Origin of the sequence: Nocardia cyriacigeorgica (genome assembly GCF_010868145.1) — a bacterium.
Taxonomy (GTDB): Bacteria; Actinomycetota; Actinomycetes; order Mycobacteriales; family Mycobacteriaceae; genus Nocardia; species Nocardia cyriacigeorgica_D.
The window spans coordinates 1-19,400 of the sequence record NZ_JAAGUY010000032.1 but is presented as its reverse complement, the minus strand read 5'-3'; the positions used below and the strand labels follow the sequence as shown (position 1 = coordinate 19,400).

The 19,400-nt window shown below is 67.7% G+C and carries 13 protein-coding genes and 1 pseudogene; 3 read left to right on the top strand and 11 right to left on the bottom strand.

Annotated features, from left to right (window positions below; all coding sequences use genetic code 11):
• Positions 1–52: 52 nt before the first annotated feature.
• On the top strand, positions 53–586 hold the full coding sequence (locus GV792_RS25655) for a YdcF family protein (RefSeq protein WP_163827284.1): 534 nt from the start codon (positions 53–55) through the stop codon (positions 584–586).
• A 37-nt stretch (positions 587–623) separates the two neighbouring features.
• On the opposite strand, the gene GV792_RS25650 is transcribed toward GV792_RS25655, so the two are convergent.
• The 3 genes from GV792_RS25650 to GV792_RS25640 all read right to left on the bottom strand — a co-directional run bounded on the left by GV792_RS25650 (position 624) and on the right by GV792_RS25640 (position 3,754).
• On the bottom strand, positions 624–1,241 hold the full coding sequence (locus GV792_RS25650; RefSeq protein WP_163827282.1) for a DUF1109 domain-containing protein: 618 nt from the start codon (positions 1,239–1,241) through the stop codon (positions 624–626).
• Positions 1,242–1,376: 135 nt separating this feature from the next.
• Positions 1,377–2,525 (bottom strand): acyl-CoA dehydrogenase family protein, encoded by a 1,149-nt coding sequence (locus GV792_RS25645; RefSeq protein WP_163827280.1) that lies wholly within the window; start codon positions 2,523–2,525, stop codon positions 1,377–1,379.
• The gene (locus tag GV792_RS25640) at positions 2,525–3,754 is read right to left on the bottom strand and encodes an acyl-CoA dehydrogenase family protein (RefSeq protein WP_163827278.1); all 1,230 of its coding nucleotides are present in this window, start codon (positions 3,752–3,754) and stop codon (positions 2,525–2,527) included. The genes GV792_RS25645 and GV792_RS25640 overlap by 1 nt, the downstream gene beginning before the upstream one ends.
• A 345-nt stretch (positions 3,755–4,099) precedes the next feature.
• Between GV792_RS25640 and GV792_RS25635 the strand changes: the two genes are divergently transcribed.
• The gene (locus GV792_RS25635; RefSeq protein ID WP_163827275.1) at positions 4,100–4,897 is read left to right on the top strand and encodes an alpha/beta fold hydrolase; all 798 of its coding nucleotides are present in this window, start codon (positions 4,100–4,102) and stop codon (positions 4,895–4,897) included.
• A 66-nt stretch (positions 4,898–4,963) separates the two neighbouring features.
• Here the strand turns inward: GV792_RS25635 and GV792_RS25630 are convergent, their stop codons facing one another.
• Both GV792_RS25630 and GV792_RS25625 read right to left on the bottom strand, forming a co-directional pair.
• Positions 4,964–5,731 carry an SDR family oxidoreductase gene (locus GV792_RS25630; RefSeq protein WP_163827274.1) on the bottom strand — a complete coding sequence of 256 codons (768 nt, stop codon included), beginning with the start codon at positions 5,729–5,731 and terminating at the stop codon, positions 4,964–4,966.
• A 109-nt stretch (positions 5,732–5,840) separates the two neighbouring features.
• Positions 5,841–9,098: a (Fe-S)-binding protein gene (locus GV792_RS25625; RefSeq protein ID WP_163827272.1), complete on the bottom strand. Its 3,258-nt coding sequence runs from the start codon at positions 9,096–9,098 to the stop codon at positions 5,841–5,843.
• A 460-nt stretch (positions 9,099–9,558) separates the two neighbouring features.
• Between GV792_RS25625 and GV792_RS25620 the strand changes: the two genes are divergently transcribed.
• Positions 9,559–10,275 carry a hypothetical protein gene (locus GV792_RS25620; protein WP_163827270.1) on the top strand — a complete coding sequence of 239 codons (717 nt, stop codon included), beginning with the start codon at positions 9,559–9,561 and terminating at the stop codon, positions 10,273–10,275.
• A 411-nt stretch (positions 10,276–10,686) separates the two neighbouring features.
• Here the strand turns inward: GV792_RS25620 and GV792_RS25615 are convergent, their stop codons facing one another.
• The 6 genes and pseudogenes from GV792_RS25615 to GV792_RS25590 all read right to left on the bottom strand — a co-directional run.
• The gene (locus tag GV792_RS25615) at positions 10,687–11,961 is read right to left on the bottom strand and encodes a S1 family peptidase (RefSeq protein WP_163827268.1); all 1,275 of its coding nucleotides are present in this window, start codon (positions 11,959–11,961) and stop codon (positions 10,687–10,689) included.
• Positions 11,962–12,279: 318 nt separating this feature from the next.
• The gene (locus tag GV792_RS25610) at positions 12,280–13,626 is read right to left on the bottom strand and encodes a S1 family peptidase (protein WP_163827352.1); all 1,347 of its coding nucleotides are present in this window, start codon (positions 13,624–13,626) and stop codon (positions 12,280–12,282) included.
• Positions 13,627–13,794: 168 nt separating this feature from the next.
• Positions 13,795–15,006 (bottom strand): hypothetical protein, encoded by a 1,212-nt coding sequence (locus GV792_RS25605; protein ID WP_256668394.1) that lies wholly within the window; start codon positions 15,004–15,006, stop codon positions 13,795–13,797.
• A 2-nt stretch (positions 15,007–15,008) separates the two neighbouring features.
• Positions 15,009–16,574: a helix-turn-helix transcriptional regulator gene (locus GV792_RS25600; protein ID WP_163827263.1), complete on the bottom strand. Its 1,566-nt coding sequence runs from the start codon at positions 16,572–16,574 to the stop codon at positions 15,009–15,011.
• Positions 16,575–16,706: 132 nt separating this feature from the next.
• Positions 16,707–19,193, bottom strand: a complete 2,487-nt coding sequence (locus GV792_RS25595; protein ID WP_163827261.1) for a LuxR C-terminal-related transcriptional regulator — start codon at positions 19,191–19,193, stop codon at positions 16,707–16,709.
• A pseudogene (locus tag GV792_RS25590) lies at positions 19,186–19,400 on the bottom strand (hypothetical protein); the annotation flags it as partial. The pseudogene GV792_RS25590 and the gene GV792_RS25595, both read right to left, overlap by 8 nt.

Sequence of the window (19,400 nt, the reverse complement as noted above, 5' to 3'; positions counted from 1 at the left end):
GCGAGCCGGGCGTGGTGGTCGCCCGGGCGCCCGGCGTGGATAGGATCGGCCGATGCGTCGGATCGGCGGGACTGTGCTCGTCGTCTGCGCGGTGCTCGCGATCGTCACGGCCGCGCTGTGGCCGGTCTATGTCGGACCGCAGACCGAACAGTCCGCGCCCGCCGATGCGATTCTGATTCTCGGCGGCGCCCACGATGGGCGTGAGGAACTCGGGCTGCGACTGGCCAGGGACGGTTATGCGCCGCGCGTACTGGTGTCGAATCCGTATGAGCACAGTGCGCTGGTCAACCGGATCTGTCACGGCGGGTACAGCTTCGAGGTGGAGTGCTTCGATCCGGAGCCGCGCACGACCCGGGGCGAGGGGCGATACCTGGCGCAACGCGCGCGCGAGGAGCAGTGGACGCGCGTCATCGTGGTGACATTCACCCCGCATATCTCCCGCGCCCGCTACATCCTCGGCAAATGTTGGGCGGGCGAACTGCTCTTCGTGGACCCGAAGCCGCGACTTTCCGTCGCACGCTGGGCTTATGACTACGTCTACCAGTCAGCGGGATACGTAAAAGCGGTATTCGAGGACTGCGGCTAGGCCCTGCGCGGCACGCACCGTCACCTGGTCGGAGTCGTCAATCGCGCCACACGGCGGTGAACTCGTACCACGGGCCATCGAGGTGGGTTGCGGTGAAATCATCGAAGCCAACCGGTGTGCCGTGCGGTGAGTACGCCCATCCACTGCTCACCGTGAGCCCGAGCCCGCCACCGTCGATGAAGTAGACGGCTCCGTCGGGATCCTTCCTGACATAGCTGATGTCGAACCGGCCGATGTCGAGATGGGAGCGTGAGGTTTCCGAACTCACCAGCAAGTCGAGCGCCACCCGCTCGAACTGCGGACGGGTGTCGTCGAAAGACGGGCGCGGCAGAAGTACGACTGTGCCCGCAACGGCGAGGATCATCGCCGGGGCTGCCGCGATCCACCATGACCATGTCCGGCCCCGCCCGACGACATACAGCGTGCGGATCGCCCATACCGCGCCGCAGATGAACAGCCAGAGCGCGGCCGCAGCGCCGAACAACAGCGGATCAGCCCAGCCGAAGGAGCCGTAGCGGGACGGCCACCAGTCGTAGTAGAGGCATACCAGCACGACAACGGCGACGATAGTGATTGCCAGGTGAATCGGTCCCGGTGGCCTGTTCGGCTTACCCTTGTCGATCAATGCCCGGCCGAGTCGCTCCCGGTTGCTCACCGCACCAAACTACCGCGCCGCAGCAGCCTCGAGCGCCATCACCGGGCTGACCGGGAATCAGTCAGGTCTGCGCCGGTTCGACCACGGTGCGGATGCCGCACTGCCCGGTGGCGGAATCCGGGCAGTGCGGTCGGGTCACGGCCTGGTCAGGCGGGCGTAGCGGTTCAGATGGTAGGCGCTGGAACCGAATTCGTTCTCGATGGCGGTGAGTCGTTTGAAGTAGTGGCCGATGGCCAGCTCCTCGGTCATCCCCATCGCGCCGTGCAGCTGCACCGACTGCTGGCCGATGAATCGGGCCGTGCGGGCGACGGTGACCTTGGCCGCCGAGATGGCGCGGGCTCGCTCGGCCGCCGAGGCCGATAAGGCAAACGCAGCGAGATATGCGGCGGCAGTGGCCTGTTCGAGTTCCATGTACATGTCGACCATGCGATGCTGCAACACTTGGAACCCGCCGATCGGCTGGCCGAACTGCTGACGTTGCTTGCTGTACTCGACCGTGTCGGCGACGACCTTGCGCATGAGTCCGACCGCCTCGGCGGCAACCGCGGCGATGGCTTCCTCGAGGGTCGCTTCGATGATCGCTGTGGCCTGGCCCTCGGCGCCGAGCAGTGCCGAGGCTGGCAGGCGGAAACCGGTGAAGGTCAGATCGGCGGCGTACCGGTCATCGATCGTGCGGTAGTTGTGCACCTCGATGCCCGCAATGGGTGCCTGCGCATCGAATTCGGTGAGGAACAACGACACGCCGTCACGGTCGCGTCGATCGCCTGCGGTACGGGCGCTGATGATCAGATGGGTGGCCAGTGGCGCGCTGGTGACCACGATCTTGGTGCCGTCGAGCACCCATTCGTCGCCATCTTCGCGCGCGGTGAGGGACACATCATGCGGTGATTCTCCGGCCGAGGGTTCCAGGCTCGCGAAGGCTGTGCGCGCGCTCCCGGCGACGATCTCGCGCAGCACGGCATCGGCGGATTCGCCCCCGGACCGTGACAGCAGCCCACCGCCGACCACGACGGTGTCCACGAACGGCTCCACCACCAGCGCGTGACCCAATTCCTCGGCAATGACCATCAATTCGGTCGGACCGCCGCCCATGCCATCGACCCGTTCGGACAGCGTCGCGCCGAGAATGCCCAGTTCGTCTGCGAATCCGCGCCAGATCTCGGGCTGCCAGCCGGCAACGGATTTGGCCGCGCTGCGACTTTTCTCCAGCTCATATCGCGCGGTGAGGAATCCCGCGACGGAATCGCGCAGCAACTGCTGTTCATCGGTGAGTGAGAAGTCCATCAGAGCCCCAATGCTGCCTTGGCGAGAATGTTCCGCTGAATTTCATTGCTACCGGCATAGATCGAACCGGCGCGGTCGTTGAAATAGCGCAGCGGCGCGACGGCCTGCCACTGCGGACCGCTGTGATAGCCGTCGGCCGGTGGCGTGAACTCGGCGATCGGGCCACCCGGTTTGGTGGCGTGCGGCTGGTAGGCGCGACCGCGCGGCCCGGCCGCCAGCAGCGCCAGTTCGGTGAGCTGCTGGCTCAGTTCGGTGGCCAGGATCTTGAGCATGGACGAGGCCGGGCCCGGGTCTCGACCCTGGGCCAACGCCGAGATCGTCCGGTATTCGAGGATCTCGAGCACATCGGCGCGGATGCGGGCATCGGCCAGCTGCGCGGCGAATCCGGGATCGTCGATGAGTGGCTCCCCGTCCGGGCCAGGCTGTTCGGCCGCTGCCTCGGCCAGATCCTGCGCCATGACCTGCAATGCCGGAGCCGCCGCGCCGCCGCGTTCGTGCACCAGCACGTACTTGGCGACCGACCACCCCTCATCGACCCGGCCGAGCACGTTGCTCTTGGGGACCCGGACGTTGTCGAAGAACACCTGGTTCTGCACCTGCTCGCCCGAGGTCATGACCAGCGGCCTTACCTCGATGCCCGGCGTGGTCATATCGATGAGCAGGAAGGTGATGCCCTGCTGCTTCTTACCGGTGCGCGATGTGCGGACCAGGCAGAAGATCCAGTTCGCCTCGGTGGCGTGGGTTGTCCAGATCTTGCTGCCATTGCAGATGAAGTCCTCACCGTCCTCGACGGCGCTCATGGTCAGCGACGCGAGGTCGGAACCGGCTTCGGGTTCGGAGTAGCCCTGGCAGAAGAACACCTCGCCGGTGAGGATGCCGGACAGAAAGAAGTCCTTCTGTTCCGGCGTGCCGAAGGCGATGATGCCCGGCGCCACCATTCGGATGCCCATCGGCGACAGCGGCGGCGCACCGGCCAACGCCAGTTCGCGGTTGAAGATGTAGTGCTGGGTCAGGGTCCAATCGCAGCCGCCGTGCTCCACCGGCCAGCTCGGCGCGGCCCAGCCACGCTCGTGCAGAGTCTGCTGCCACCGCATGCTGGCCTCATGGTCGGGATAAACGCTCGTTGCCAAGCGCCCGGCAGCCCGCAACTCCGGCGTCAGGTTGTCTCGCAGGAATCCCCGCACCTCGTCCCGAAAGGCCGAGTCGGCCTCCGACCAGTCGAAATCCATCCATACTCCCGAGGGCTGTGCATCGTCGCCGCAGCGCCCGCGAACCGGGCACCCATGAGAGAAGTTATCCGCAATTCTCGCACGGAGTCAAACTGAAGGCATATGCCATCAGGTTGGCGTGCGGCGCGCTCGCACCTGCCCGCCCGAACCGCCAGGCGGGTTTTGGCACGCTGACTTCATGGCCGTGCCGGTGCCGCATCCCGGGATGCCCCCCGCAGGGCGCCGGTAGCCAATAGGCCGCCGCCTGGTCGAATGCCACCCGGCAGACCTCGCATAACGCAAGGCTCGCGGGTAAATCAGCTGTTCAGAGGGGCTTTGTATCCCCGGAAGTGATAAAATTCGCCGATGGCCCTCGTCGAGGTCAATGGGGTGCGGCTGCTCGTCGAGGAATCGGGCAGCGGTGATCCTCTTGTGCTGGTACACGGGAGTTGGGACAGCCGGCGCGTATGGGAACTCGTCGAGCAAGATCTGGCGCGAAACTTTCGGGTATTCAGCTATGACCGACGTGGTCACACCGGCAGTTCAGAAGGCTCCGGGTCCGGGACGCGCCGCGATGATGAAGATGATCTCGCGGAGTTGATCGGTGTGCTCGAGCTCGCGCCGGCGAACGTGGTGGGCAATTCGTTCGGAGCTTCGATAGCGTTAGGTTTGGCCGCCAGGCGGCCGGAACTCTTCCGCACTCTCTGCGTGCATGAGCCACCGTTGATTTCGCTCGCGCCGGATGACCCGGTGGTCGTCGCAGCCGGTGGTGTCATCGGAACCGTATTGCGGTTGATCGACGGGTGTGAGTTCAAAGCCGCGGCCCGCACCTTCGTCGACAACGTCGCCCTCGGTCCTGGCGCGTGGGAGCTGATGTCGAGCGATGAGCAGTTGTCGATGATCATCAACGCCCATACCTTTGCCGGCGAGCAACATGATCCGCACTGGGCCGAGATCGACCTCGCCGCCCTGAGCGAGGTCGGGTTCCCGGTCCTGTTGACTCAGGGCGACCAGAGTCCGCCGTTCTTCGCAACGATCAGCGCGCGTGTTGCCGAGGCTATCGACGGAGCCGAGGTGCGGACATTGCCTGGCACCGGGCACATTCCACACGAGACGCACCCCGCGCAGTACGCGGATGTTGTCGGCGGGTTCATGACTCGCTGAGCGATGCGATTGACCGATCCCGAAGACGAATCTCGCGCGCCGCAGTGAGGTGCCACTCGCGGTGTTTCAGCCGCGGAGTCGGTAGGCGGTGGCGGGGTGTGCTGCGAGGTACTCGGCCCAGGTTTGTTTGCCGTCGCGGTGGTCGGGGCAGGTGTTGCTGCCGGCGCGATAGGCACGTGCGGCGCGGCCTGGGATGGGGATCCGAATTGGGTGGCGCGGGCGACCGTACGCGGCGCGCCAGGTGTCGGTGAGCTGGGCGAGGGTGAAGAGTTCGGGGCCGCCGAAGTCGGGGGCGCGGCCGAGCGGGGCGCCTGCGATCAGCTCCGTGACCCTGGTGGCGACGTCGGCGGCGGCGACGGGTTGGAAGCGGAAATCGAGGGGCAGGGGTGCGACTGGCCAGCGGTCGACGGTGCCGAGGATGAAGGCGATGAGTTCGTGGAACTGGGTGGCACGCAGGATGGTGTGCGGGACGCCGCTGTCGATGATCAATCGTTCGCAGTCCAGTTTCCGCTGGTAGTACGCGAGGGGAATTCGATTGATGCCGACGATCGACACGTACAGCAGGTGCCGGGCATCGCGAGCGGCCGCGAGCAGATTGTCGGTTTGCCGTAGGTCATGGCGGCCAGAGGCCCGGAAATCGGTGGCGGCGTGCACGATCAGATCGGCGCCCGCCGCCGCTTCGGCGACACCAGCGCCGGTCTGAAGGTCGCCCACGTGCGTGCCCGCGCCCGGCCGCCGGGACAATACTCGGATCTCGTGATCGGTCGAACGTAAACGCTCGGCGATCAGCTTGCCGAGCGCTCCGGTGCCACCGGTGATCAGAACAGTACTCATGGTCATCAGCTCCCCTCTCGGCCCGCGGATTTCGCGGGTCGCTGAGACGACTCGACCCGGGCCGCCGTACGGGACCCGGGTCGAATCATGCCTATTCAGATGTGTTTGTTCAGTTCTTCTTGCCCGGCGCCTTCGCACCGGACTTGAATCCGAGGCCGCCCGGCTTGGCGGTGGGCAGCGGCGCATCCGGTGCGCCATTGCCATTCGCGGGGGCCGGTGCCTCGGCGGATTCCGTTGCGGTGGTCGCCGTCGCCGTTTCCGCCGCAGCCGAAGCGGATTCGGCCGCAGCCCCCTCGGCCGTAGCCGGGTCCGCCGCGGGTGCCTTGGCGCCGGGAGCCTTCGGTCCCGGACGCTTGAACCCGGACTTCATGGCGAGGCCCTTGGCAGCCACAGTCGGCATGGATTCGGCAGGTGCCGAGGCCGATTCGGTGGCGGCTCGCTCGGCAGGTGCGGAAGCCGATTCGGCCGTGGCCGGGGCGGAAGTCTCTTCCGACGCGGTTGCGGCAGACGTCGATTCCGCCGCCGCTGCCTTGGCGCCGGGTGCCTTCGGTCCCGGACGCTTGAAGCCCGACTTCATGGCGAGGCCCTTGGCGGCGACGGTCGGCTTGGTTTCGGTGGGAGCCGAAGCCGTTTCGGTACCCGGCTCGGCGGTCTCGGTCACAGCTTCCGCATCGGGAGCAGCCGGAGCCTTCGCGCCGGGTGCCTTCGCCGCACCCTTCATGGCCAGGCCCTTGCCGCCGGGTGCCTTGGCGGCGCCCTTCATGCCAAGACCCTTGACCGGCGGTGCCGAGGGAGCCTCGGCGGCGGCCTCGGCGGGAGCCTCCGCCTTGGCGCCGGGTGCCTTCGCCGCACCCTTCATGGCCAGGCCCTTGCCGCCGGGTGCCTTGGCGGCGCCCTTCATGCCAAGACCCTTGGCCGGGGCCGGAGCCGCGGCTTCTGCTTCGGCGGCCGGAGCAGCCTCGGCCTTCGCGCCCGGTGCCTTGGCGGCGCCCTTCATGCCGAGTCCCTTGCCGGGCGCCTTGGCCGGGCCCTTCATGGCCAGGCCACCACCGGTGGGTGCGGCCTTCGCCGCCGCGGTGGCGGCTTCGGCCACCGGTGCGGGCTCGGGTTCGGGTTCCGGCTCGGGTTCGGCCTTGGGTTCCTGGATGACGGTCAGTTTCTCGGTCAGCGTGGCCGGTTCGACCCGCTCGATGGCATCGAGCATCAGCTGGGCGACATCGACGACCTCGACACCCTCGCCCTTGCCGTCTTCCTGACGTGCGGTCACACCGTCGGTGAGCATGACGCGGCAGAACGGGCAGCCGGTGGCGATCTTGGCCGGGTTGGTGGTCAGCGCCTCGTCCACGCGGTCGATATTGATGCGCTTGCCGAGCTGTTCTTCCATCCACATGCGGGCACCACCGGCACCACAGCACATGGAACGTTCGCCGTGGCGCGGCATCTCGACCAGGTTCGAGCCCGAGGCCTCCATCAACTCACGCGGTGCGTTGTAGACCTTGTTGTGGCGACCGAGGTAGCAGGGGTCGTGGTAGGTGACGTTCTGCGACACCGACGCCACCGGCACCAGCTGCTTCTGCCGCACCAGCCGGTTCAGCAGCTGGGTGTGGTGCACCACCTCATAGGTGCCACCAACCTGCGGGTACTCGTTGTTGAGCGCGTTGAAGCAGTGCGCACAGGTGACCACGATCTTCTTCTTGCGCTGCTCGACACCCTCGAAGACCGAGTCGAGCAGCTCGATGTTCTGCTGCGCCAGCTGCTGGAACAGGAACTCGTTGCCCGCACGACGCGCCGAGTCACCGGTGCAGGTCTCTTCCTGACCCAGCACCATGAACTTCACGCCCGCGGTGGCCAGCAGCTCGGCCACGGCCTTGGTGGTCTTCTTGGCGCGGTCTTCGTAGGCGCCGGCACAACCGACCCAGAACAGGTAGTCGTAGCCGTCGAAGCTGTCGGCGTCCTTACCGAAGACCGGAATGTCGAAGTCGAGCTCGTTGATCCAGTTGAGCCGGTCCTTGGCGTTCTGACCCCACGGGTTGCCCTTGTTCTCCAGGTTCTTGAACAGACCCGCGAGCTCGGACGGGAACTCCGACTCGATGAGCACCTGGTAGCGGCGCATATCGATGATGTGGTCGACGTGCTCGATATCGACCGGGCACTGCTCGACGCACGCACCGCAGGTGGTGCAGCTCCACAGCACCTCGGGGTCGATGATGCCGTTGACATCCTCGGCACCGACCAGCGGACGCTCGGCCTCTGCGCGGGCGGCCTCGGAGATCTTGGCCAGGGCGGCCTCGTCCGGCGTGCCCTCGGCATCGACCAGACCGACCTCGTCGCCACCCATGTCCTTGCGGCCACCGGCCAACAGGTACGGCGCCTTCGCATAACCGTGGTCACGCAGCGACATGATCAACAGTTTGGGCGAGAGCGGTTTACCGGTATTCCAGGCCGGGCACTGCGATTGGCAGCGACCACACTCGGTGCAGGTGGTGAAGTCCAGCCAACCCTTCCACGAGAAGTCCTCGATCCGGCCGGCACCCAACGTGTCGGTATCGGGGTCGACGTTCTCCATGTCAAGGGCCTTGCCCTTCGACATCATCGGCTTGGCCGCACCAAGAGCGACGCCGCCATCGTCTTCACGCTTGAAGTAGATGTTCGGGAAAGCCGAGAAGCGGTGCCAGGCCACACCCCAGGTGATGTTGCGGCCGACCACGAACAGCCAGACCATGCCGGACATCAGCTTGACGAACGCGAAGATCGAGATCAGCGTGACATTGGCCGGGATCACCTTGGCGATCTGTCCGGTGACCGGGTCGGTCCAGCTGGAGTGGCCGTGCAGCGACAGCACGCCCGCCTTCACCAGCACCATGCCGATGCCCTCGGAGAGCACGACCCACTCGACGAAGTAGGCGGGGCCGAACTTCGAACCGCTGAAACGCGACAGCCGCTCCGGCAGCCGCGGGTGATTGAGCTGGCGGATGATCATCAGCGCCACGATGCCGACGACGGTGCCGACGCCGAGGATCTCGTCGCCAAGGTGGAACCACCAGGTTTCACCGATCAGCGGCCACGACCAGGTGGGTTCGAAGGTCTGGCCGTAGGCCATGAACCAGAACTGTGCGCCAGCCAAGAAGCCGATCATGACCAGCCAGTGCGCCCAGCCGACGGTGCGGAATTTGTTCATGCGCGTATGCGCGATGAACTCCACGATCATCTGCTTGAAGCGCGGAAAGAACGGCCGCCACCGATCCGGCGCGGACTGGCCGACCATGACGGTACGCACGATATTTCCGGCGCCGCCTAAGAACGACACCCAACACAGGAGGCTGAGCGCCGCCCCAATCGTGCCCAGCGTGATTGTCAGGGCATTCATGTCGCGACCTTTCTTTCGAGGCAACACGAGCTGTCGAGGCGGTGTGCCTCGGGTTGGCTCGTATCCTAACTGCCAGTAAGTTACCCGCCGGTAACTTGTGGTGTCCAGCGTACGATTCGTGATCGGGTGGTGCCCCATCTTCCTGGGGGTTGACCGCGGATCGTGTTGTGATCAAGCTCACACAAGACTGTTCGGTCAATGTGCAAGCTGGGCTGTTCAACACCGTAAACGGCATGCGTAACCCTGCATGAAATAAGGACAGGCTTACCCACTCGCGGTCGCATCTATGCGTAACGAATCTCGCATCTGGACTTTTGTTCGACTAGGCTCACGGCGTTCTGTTCTGTGTGCGTGTCTTCGCAATGCTCGGAGGGGATTTCGGACTTGCCGGCCGAAATGAATGGGCTCGCGCGTGAAGGCTCACAGCGCACGGACAACCTGATGATGGATTGGAAACTGAATGAAACTCCGCAAGTCCAGCGCGATTGCCGCGATGGTGACCGGCGCGATGGCCATGGGGTTCGGCACGGCCCACGCTGAACCCGCTGCCGAGGCGGCGCAGCCCATCAGCTACTCCGTCAAGCTGGTCGACAAGACCGTCGTCACCACCCTCAAGAACGGCACATTCGAGCTGGCCAAGTCCTCGAAGGACGTCAAAGAGGACGACGTCTACCTGATCAAGGACGGCAAGGGTGCCACGGTCGTCTCGCTGCCGATCGCGTTCGACGTCGCCGACGTCGCGGTCCCGGTGAAGCCGGTGGTCAAGGACGAGGGCAAGGTCCTCGAACTGACCCCCGACCAGGCTGCGGTTCCGGCTGAGGCCAAAGTCAACACGGTCAACGTCGCCGTGAAGGAAGTCGCCTCGCCCATCGAGAACCAGCGCGCCCAGAACGAGTTCGCCAGCCAGTTCGGTATCGCTACCGCGGTCGGCGGCTTCCTCGGCACCGCGGTCGGCGTGATCGCCGGTGGTGTCATCGGCTGCATCCTCGGCCTGCCGTTCCTCGGCGTCGGCTGCATTCCGGCCGCGATCGCAGGTGCGGGTATCGGCGGCATCCTCGGCACTGTCGCGGTGGGTGGCCCTGCGCTGGCCATCACCGGCATGGATCTGATCAACACTCTGCAGGCAGAGCCCGGCACGACCAAGTGGACCGACGAGAACATGAAGGGCCAGAAGTAATACCTCGCGGTAGTTCACGCTCGTAGCAACCGGCCCGTCCCCGAAAGGGGGCGGGCCGGTTCGCGTTTCGGGATGGATGTGATTGTTCACGTACCGCTGCGCGCGTTCGTCGAGCGGAACCAGGTATCGACCATCGCTGCGATGAGGTTGTGGGTCACGCGGTTGTGGATGTCAGGCCATATCGGATGCGGCTGGTCCGGGCTTCGGGCACCGATCGGACCTGTCGCAAGCGAGATCGCGCTTCCGGCAGCCTGAGCGACGCCTACGGCTCGAGAAGCGCTGGGGTAACCCAGAGTTCATCCGGCGTTCTCGCGAGCCTCTCCGGGCGATTCAGGCGGGTTTGCGCAAACACAAAGGCCGGCAGCGTGATGCTGCCGGCCTTTGTCACCGTTCGGGCTGAACGCCCGCGGCTCAGTTGGTGCGAACCCGAAGACCCGGGTTGTCCGAGAGGACGACACTGACGGGCTGGGCGAACAACTGCGGGGTGTTACCCGTGAGGGCGCCGATCAGGTTGGGGATCTCGCAGATCGGGAAGTCGGCCACGGAGGACGCGCTCGAAATACCGAGTGCGAGACGGCCGGTCACGATCGGGCCACCGCTGTCGCCGGGCAGAGCGCAGATATTGGCCGAGAAGCTCTGGGTGAGCTGACGGTCACCGACCTGGACGGTCTGATCGACAGCATTGACCACGCCACAGCTGAAGCCGGTACGGGAGCCGGACTTGCAGACCGGCGCGCCGACGACGGGCGTCGCGACACCGTCGACCAGGACGGGGCCCGCGCCGGGCACGCGAACGGCGTTGTTGGCGAAGCGATCCCTGGCCTGGTCGGCGATGCGGACGATGGAGTAGTCCTGGTTGCCGAGCACCGACTTGCTGAAGGTGCCGAGCTTGCCGCCGAGCTTGTCGCCGGGCAGCAGTTCGTGCACCGACGCCGCGTTGCCGCCGCCCGCGCTATCGATGTCCGGGTTGCAGTGGCCCGCGGTGATGTTGACGGTGGAGCCGTCACGATCGACACCGTTGAAGCCGAACGAGCAGCGCAGCGAGGTACGTCCGGCGACCGAGGCATAGCCGTCACCACCGGCCAGCGAGGCGCCGGTGACCTCGGCGATCGGGTCGGCCGATGGCAGCGCCTCACCGGCGATCGGCGGGGCCATCACGATGACGCGGGCCGGGTCGACGAAGCTCGGCATCGGCAGGCCTGGCTTGTCCACCCGCACCGCGATGCTGTTGTTGACGGTGTCGATGACGACGCCGCGCACCAGCGAGGCCACCGGCTCGGGCTGCTCGTCCAGCCACCGCTCGAACGCGCTCTTCTCGCCACGCAGCGCGGACTGGCTCTTGGCCACTGTGCGGACCTCGAAACCGGCCGATTCGGCGGCGGTCCTGGCCTCGTCGAGACCGGAGCCCGGCGCGAGTGCGACGACGGCCTTGCCCGCGTCGTCCAGCCACGCACCGCCGAACACCTGCGGGAACTGCCGCTGCGCGGTGGTCGCGAAGGCGGCGACCTGCTGCGCCAGATCGGCGCGACGCAGGTATTCATCCGCCGAAATCTTCAGATCGCGGGAAACCGCGGTGATCAGCTCGGCGGGCAGGCCCGGCTCGGCGTCGGGCTGCGCTGACGCCACCGCCGCGGTAGGGCCGAACAGCAGGATCGCGGCCGAAGCGGCGATCGCGGCTTTCCGCATCCCAGTCCGTTGCGGAGCTGTCCGGTGTGACCGGAATTTACCTATGCGTGGCAGGAGCATGACCAGACTATATGGGGTTCGGCTCGCGATGCCTACTTGTTCGGCCGACCGGTTTGCTCGAATCCGGACAGATCAGACGGTGTGTGACCCCGCGTGCGGCGCAGGCTTTGTAGGCCGCCACCGATCTCGCGGCGACGGCGTTGTCGATCGCCACGAATACCGCGGCCGCCGAAACACGAACCGGGCCGCTCATGCGCTGATTTCCACAGCGCACGAGCGGCCCGGCTCGGTCGGGTTTCGGCTGGTCCTTCGGAAGGCTCAGCCCGCGTTCGGGCGGGTGCGGACCGTGATCCCGCTGCCGAGTCCGCCGCTCGCGGAGGCATTGATATCGGCGAGGATCGGGCGGATCGGGATGCCGAGGGTCGCGGTACCGCCGTACTGGGCAAGGGCGATATTGGCTTCGTCGCAGCTGGGCGCCTCGGCGGCATTGGAACCGCTGGTGATACCGAGGGCGAGGGTGCCGGAGACGATCGCGCCGCCGCTGTCGCCGCCGAGGGTGCAGGCGGTGCTGGCGAAGCCGCGCACGGTCTTGGATTCACCGTCGGCGGTGAACAGCTGCGTTTCCACCCGATCGGCCACCACGAAACCGCAGGTGAACGTGGACGACTGGCCGGACTTGCAGACCGGAGCACCGATCACCGGGTCGGCGATGCCGGTGATGGTGAGGGTGGTGCCGTTGGCGCCGCGCACCGACGGCTGATCCATACCCGCCCGCACGGCGCGATCGTTCAGCTTGATCACCGAGTAGTCGAGGCCGCTCTGCCCGCCGAGGTTGGCGCGCACGAAGGTGCCGAGCTCGGGGCTGGCCGGAATATCGCGGACATTGGGCATGTAGACGCCGGCGGACTGGTCGCTCTTGCCCAGGTTCGGATCGCAATGCCCGGCACTGATATTGAGCGCATTGCCCGCGGCGTCGACGCTGTTGAAGCCGAACGAGCACACATCGACTCCGCGCAGCGCGGTGTCCTTCAGCGAACCCGGCGCGCTGATGTAGGTGTCGCCACCCATCGGACGACGCTCGACCGGTCCGCCACCGTTGGGCGACAGGATGACCTTGATGTTGGCGATCAACGTCGGCAGGTTCAGCATGTGGCCGACCGGGGTGTTGGCCACGCTGAGCACGAGCTGGCTGTTGAGGAAGTCGATGGCCACCGAGTTGATCGCGCTCGACAGCTCGTTCGGCAGACCGCTGATCCACTGGTTCAGCTGGGTCAGCGAGGTCTCCAGGTTGTCCGCGGAGACCGGGGCGAGACGGGTCTGGTAGCCGTCGGCGGCGGCGATCTTGGCGGCGTCGGGAGAGGTCACCGCGACGGTCGGCTTGCCGTCGGTGCCGATCCAGGCACCGGCGAACGCGTCAGGGCGTTCGGCGCGGAACTCGCGCGCGTAGCTGCTCAGCTGCTGCGCCCGGGCCGAACGATCCAGGTATTCGGTTGGGGTCATCTTCAGATCGCGCGAGACGGCCTGCACCAGCTCGGCCGGTAGGTCGCCGGGTTTGAGCTGCGGGGCCTCGGCCACGGCGGGGCTGGTGCCGAGCATGGGTCCCAGGAGAACGGTCGAGGCGATGGCAGCCTTGACCGCGGCGCGACGCGCCACCGACTTGCGCATGAAGTCCCTTCGTCGGCACAGATGTGCCAGGTAATCCGTGGCCACGGGCAGAATCCGTTGGCGCACAGCCTACGTGGAGCAATGAACCGGATGTGCGCGGGATCCCGCTGTGGCCGGTCAGCGGATCACTTTATGCCACACATCACATCGGTGGCTACTCGTGTCTGATTATCGGCGGGCGCCGGGGATCTCCAGCGCGGGCGGCAGCGGTAGCTGCGGCATGGGCCGGAACGGACCCGTGTTCGTCGACGGCCTGCTCGGGCTGGTCGACGGGGTGGTGCCGGTGCTGGTCGGCGGTTCCTGGGTGGTCGAGGGCGGCTCCATCGGCGGTGGTGTGCTCGGTTCCGGCTCGGGCTCGGGTTCGGTGGTTGGCGCCACCGTGACGGGCGGTTCCTCGGCGACCGGCGGTGCCACGGTCGTCGGCGGCGCCACCGGCAGGGGGCCCCCTGGTGGCGCGTGCGGGGTGGGGCTCACCGTCGCCTGTTCGGATTTGGCATCGCGCATCGGCGGGATGGGTGTGCTGTCGTCCTCGCGGAAGAGCACCGCGACGCCGATGCCGCCGAGGATCAGGCCGAACAACGCCGCCACCGCGATGAGCACGGGCGTGCGGCTGCGGTTCGTCTGTTCCGCGGGTTTCGTGGGTTTCGTGGGTTTCGCGGCGGCTTCGGTGGTGGACGTGGTTTCCGGGGCGACGGCCGCCATCTCGGTCGCCATCTCGGTGGCGGGCGGCTCGGCGATCGGGATCGCGGCCGAATAGGCCTGGGCGTGCGGTTCGGGTGCGGGGACCGCGGGGATGATGTCGGTGTCGAGGGTCGAGTTCTCGGCCGTTGCGGGGTCGGGTGGTGCGTTCCCTGCCGGGGTCGCCAGCACCGCGGTCAGCGCCGTGGCGGCCGCGCCGTAGGCGAAGACTCGGCCGGGTGTCTCGGCGTGCGCATCGGCGGGTAGTGCGCTCGCCTCGGGCAGTTCGGCCTCGCTGACCAGCACAACCGAACGCAGACCGAGGTAGTCCAGCGCATCACGCAGCGCCCTGACGTGCTGTTCCGGCCAGTCGCCCGGATGGGTCGCGTAGAACTCGGCGGCGCCGTTGAGATGGTCGGCGGTCAGGTTGATCAGGCAGAACAGAGCCGTGGCGACGAGATCCTCGGCGCGGTAGGCCGGTCCGTCGTCGACCGAGATCCCGGCCGGGTCACCGACGGCGTCGGCGAATCCGGCGATGGTGTGGGTGTGCCCGGCCGGCGCGGTACCGCCGAGTTCGGCGTCGCCCTCGTCGGACATGTGCAGGATCGGCTCGCGGACGATGTACTCCGGCTCGCCGTCGTTGGTCACGATCGCCGCGATGCACTCGTCGGCGGCGATACGCAGGCCCACCCCAGTGGCCATCCTCAAGTCCTCGCTTCGGCGTCCTGCTCGATCCGGATCGGTCCGCGCGACGGCCACCCCAGTAACGGACCGTGTCCCATTGCGCTGAGCATCGACAATAACTCTGTTCGAGACCCGGCACCGATCCGGCGCCGAATCCGGGAGACATGATGCTCGACGGTCTTGGCTGAGATATAGAGCCGCGACCCGATCTCGCGGTAGGTGAGGCCGAGCAGCAGCAGTTCCGCGACCTGCTGCTCACGCTCGGTCAGCGAGGTCAGTGGCTCGTAGGCGGGCTGGAGCACGGGCAGGGCCGGATCGGGGGCCTCGGCCGCATGCGCGTGGTGGGCGGCCCGTGCTCTGCGGGCGGCGATATCGGCGGGGTCGGCCCTGTACGCCGCGACCGCGGCGTACAGGCGCACCGCCTCGCCGCCCGCGTGCTCGGCGGCTGCGGTGAGGAATTCGGCCAGGCGCGGGTCGCGCACGCCGGATTCGGCGAACAGCACCGCGGTGTCTTCGCGCAGCAGGCCCGCATCGAGCCTGGTGGTGAGCAATCGCCGCTGTACCGTGACGAATCGCTGGGCGCCGAGCTGTCCACGCAGCGGTTCGACAGCGGCTGCTAGCAAAAGGTCGGCGTCGGTCACCAGTGCGCTCGCCCTGGCTCGGTCGACCAGGTCCTGCGCCGAGGCGAAGTCGATATCGAACACCTCGGCCAGCTCACTCGCGTCCAATCCGGCGCCCGCGGCCGCGACGACCAGGGTGTCCAGCAAGTCTGGATCCATGTCGGCCAGCAGGCCGCGGGCCCATCCGGCGACGGCGGGATCCACCGCGGCGACCGCGGCGTCTCGGCGAGCCGAGCAGGCCGCGCGCAGACCGACGACGATGCCCGACCGGATACCGCCGGTCCTGAGCAGGATGTATTCGGCGAGAGGACGCGGAACCAGAAGGCCGAGCTCACGCGCGAACGACATCAGCTCCGGTACGCCGAGGGTGCGCAGGTCGATCACCCGGCCGTGCCGGACCAGCGCGTCGGTGAGCCCGCGCAGGTCGGCGTCGTGCGGCCGCTGTTGTGCCGCGACGACGATGGTGTGGCGCCGGTTGGCCACCATCGCACCGAGCGTCTGCAGGTCGTCGGCGGTGAGCAGGTGGGCGTCATCGATGAGCAGCGCGCGGCGCCCGGCCGTTTCGGGTCCGGTGTCGGCGAGCAGTCGCTTCGGGAGGGTGCCGAGATCATCGAAGACCTTGACGTCGGCCGAGGTCAGCAGATCCCGCACGGCACCGAGGAGCGCGGATTTGCCGGTGCCTGCTCGACCGCGGATGAGGAAGACCGATGGTCGCGCGTCCTTGCTGCTCAGCTCCCGGAACATCGCCTGAGCCGGCGGCATGGATTCGAACCGGAGATCGTGCGCGTGATCGACCTCGGTGCGCCGCTCTGCTGATCTGGGTCGCGTCGGCAGATCGTGCGGGTGGGCAGTGGTCCTGCCCGGTGCTTCGGTCCCGTTCGGCAACCTCGCGACCGGTAGGTCGGTGGCCGGTGGTGAACCGTTGTGCTGCGGTTGTGTGGTGTACTTCGCGATCTCGGCTGTCATCTGAACCCCCGTTCGAGACTATGCGCAGGTGCGGTCACAGTTCGACTGCTTTGCGATTTTCGTCGGCCTCCCCACTACTCTTTCGGGAACTGCGCGTCCGCCGTTAACGGTCTTCCGGACGGTCGAGGGGATTCAGACCAGGAGCGAGCCGTAACCCATGGCTCGCAGCATCGCGAGTAGCTCCGAGCGTGATCCGGCGCCGAGCCGCCGCCGGATCCGGGCGACGTGATGTTCCACCGTCTTGGCCGAGATGTAGAGCCTGGCGCCGATCTCCCGATAGGTCAGCCCGAGCAACACCAATTCGGCAACCTCGCGCTCACGGTCACTGAGCAGCTCGTCGGTGCTCGCCTCGGCGGCGGGGACGCGGCGCCCGGGAGGGGCCGGGCTGACCGTCGACGGCCTGGCGTCGGCGCGCACGGTGCGGGCCAGCTTCAGCAGTGCCGTCGCTGTGGCCGAATCGGAGGCGGCCAGTGCGGCCTCACCCGCCAAACGGGCCGCATCCCAGCTCAGGCCGATCGCACCCAGTTCGGCCACCGCCGATTCCACCCGGACGCCGCACACCTGGCCGCGCAACACCAGCACCCAGGTGCGGCCTGCGTCGGCCAAGGTGGCCGCGTGCCGATCGCCTGCCTCGGCGGCGGCCTTGAGTGCGTGGGCATGCGGCAGCAGTTCGTCCGGGCGTTCGCGGGCGATGGCGGCCTGCACGCCGTACCAGTGGAACAGGTTGGACCAGGCCGGCGGGTTGCCGAGCCGCTCGAGGAGCGCGCGGGCCGCGTCGACCAACGCGGTCGTGCGCCGCTCGTCGTCGAGGCGGATGCTCGCGAGCCACAATTCGCCGATCGGGAGCAGGCTGAGAAGATCGGCCTCCACCTCGTCGAGCAGCGGCTGGGCCGCCTGCCAGGCGTGGGTGAGCGCGGCTTGGTCGCCACCACGGCGGGCCAGGCCGACAGCGGCGGCGTGAGCGAGGAGGGCATCACGGATGTCGAGACCAGCCCAGTCGAGCCCGGCGAGGATGGTGGTGGCGCCGGTTTCGTCGCCGCCCGCCAGTGCCGCCCATGCCGAGAGCACCGGCGACTGGCGGCTCGCACCGGTAGCTCGTCGCAGCGTCTGCACGGCGCGTGCCGGGTCCCCTGTGCTCAGGCACAGCAGGGTCGCGGCGGCGGTAGGGGTGCAGGGCGCAAAGCGCATGGGATCGGTGTGGGTGGCACGGACCAGGGTGGAGATCGCGTTCGCGGTCTCGCTCTCGCGGCCCCGCAGGGTGCGGCCGAGGGCATCGGTGACGAGGCGGATCGGGGCATTCGATTCCGTCGGAGCCCATCGGGAAGCGTTCGCGGCCATCGATGACGCGGCGGCGGCGTCACCGGAGAGGTACAGGACCGCAGCGCCCTCGGCCCACTCGGCTCCGGCCCGGTCCGGGCCGAGCCAGGCGTAGAGGCGTGCCGCGCGTTCGGTCAAGCCGCGGCGGGTCAGGACGGAGGCGCAGATCCGGACGGCGGCTGCCAGGTTCGCGACAGGAACGTCGTCGCGGGCGAGTAGCGGCTCGGCGAGGCGTAGGGCCGTGTCGTAGTCGCAGGCCAGTGCTGCGGCCTCGGCCCAGAGGACGGCGATGGCGTCACGATCGGCGCCGGCTCGCGCCGCGGCGGCGTAGTAGCGGACCGCCTCGTTGCCGCTGTTTCCGGCGGCGGTGCAGAGGAAATCGGCCAGTCGTCGGTCGCGCAGTCCGGATTCGGCGAGCAGTACCGCGGTATGGTCGCGCAGCAGTCCGGCATTCAGGCGGGCGGTGAGCAGATCGCGCTGAATGGTCAGGAAACGGCGCTCGCCGAGCAGTGCGCGCAGCGGCTCGACGGCGGGCGCGAGCAGCAGGTCGGCATCGGTGATCAACGCGGTGGCCCTGGCCCGGTCGATCAATTCGCGGCCCTTGGCCGGCGCTACACCGAGTACCTCGGTGAGTTCCCCCGCGTCCAAACCACTTCCGGTGGTGGCGACGGCCAGGGTGTCGAGGAGTGCGGGATCGATATCGGCCAGCACTGTTCTGGCCCAGCCATCGACGGCGGCGTCCACAGCGGCGATGCTCGCGTCGAGGCGGGCAGTGCAGGCGGCGGACAGCGCCGCGACGACGCCGCCGCGGATGCCGTCGGTCTGCTTGTGGATATGCGCGGCCACCGCGCGCGGTACCGACATGCCCAGTTCACGGGCGAACGGCGCGATCTCCGCGACACCGAGCGGCCGCAATTCCGCGACCCGGCCGCGGCGCAGCGCCGCCTCGAACAGCGCGCGCAACTCGGGATCGTGATGGCGGGGCCGGCCGGCGGCGACCACCGTTTGGCCGCCGGATTCTATTGCGACACGCAGCTTTTCCAGCTCGTCGTGGCCGAGAGCGTCGAGGTTGTCGACCACCAGGGCCGCGCCGGACTGAAAGCCAGTGCGTCGCGTCGTATCGAATACCGGGACGCCGCGCTCACGCAGCCGCGCCCGCACCGCAGCGAGCAGGGTCGACTTGCCGGTGCCGGAGCGTCCTCGAATCAGGTGGACGACCGGATCATCGGAGTCCAGTTCCCGAAACAACTCTCGTGCACAGGGCAGTGTCTCGAATGCCGCAGGCGGTACCGGTTCAGCCACCTGAACCGCCGAGGATCTGGCCCGGTGCGCGCAGCACGGTGCCCACCGCGCCGCCGACCGTGCCCACGGTGTCGCCGAGTGTGTCGGACAGGCCGTCGGTCGGGAGGTTCGGTGATTGCGCCGGTGGCTTCTGGGGTAGCTGTGGCGCGGGCGGCGGCGCGGTGGGCACCGTGCTGCGCGCACCGGGCCAGCTCCTCGGCGGTTCAG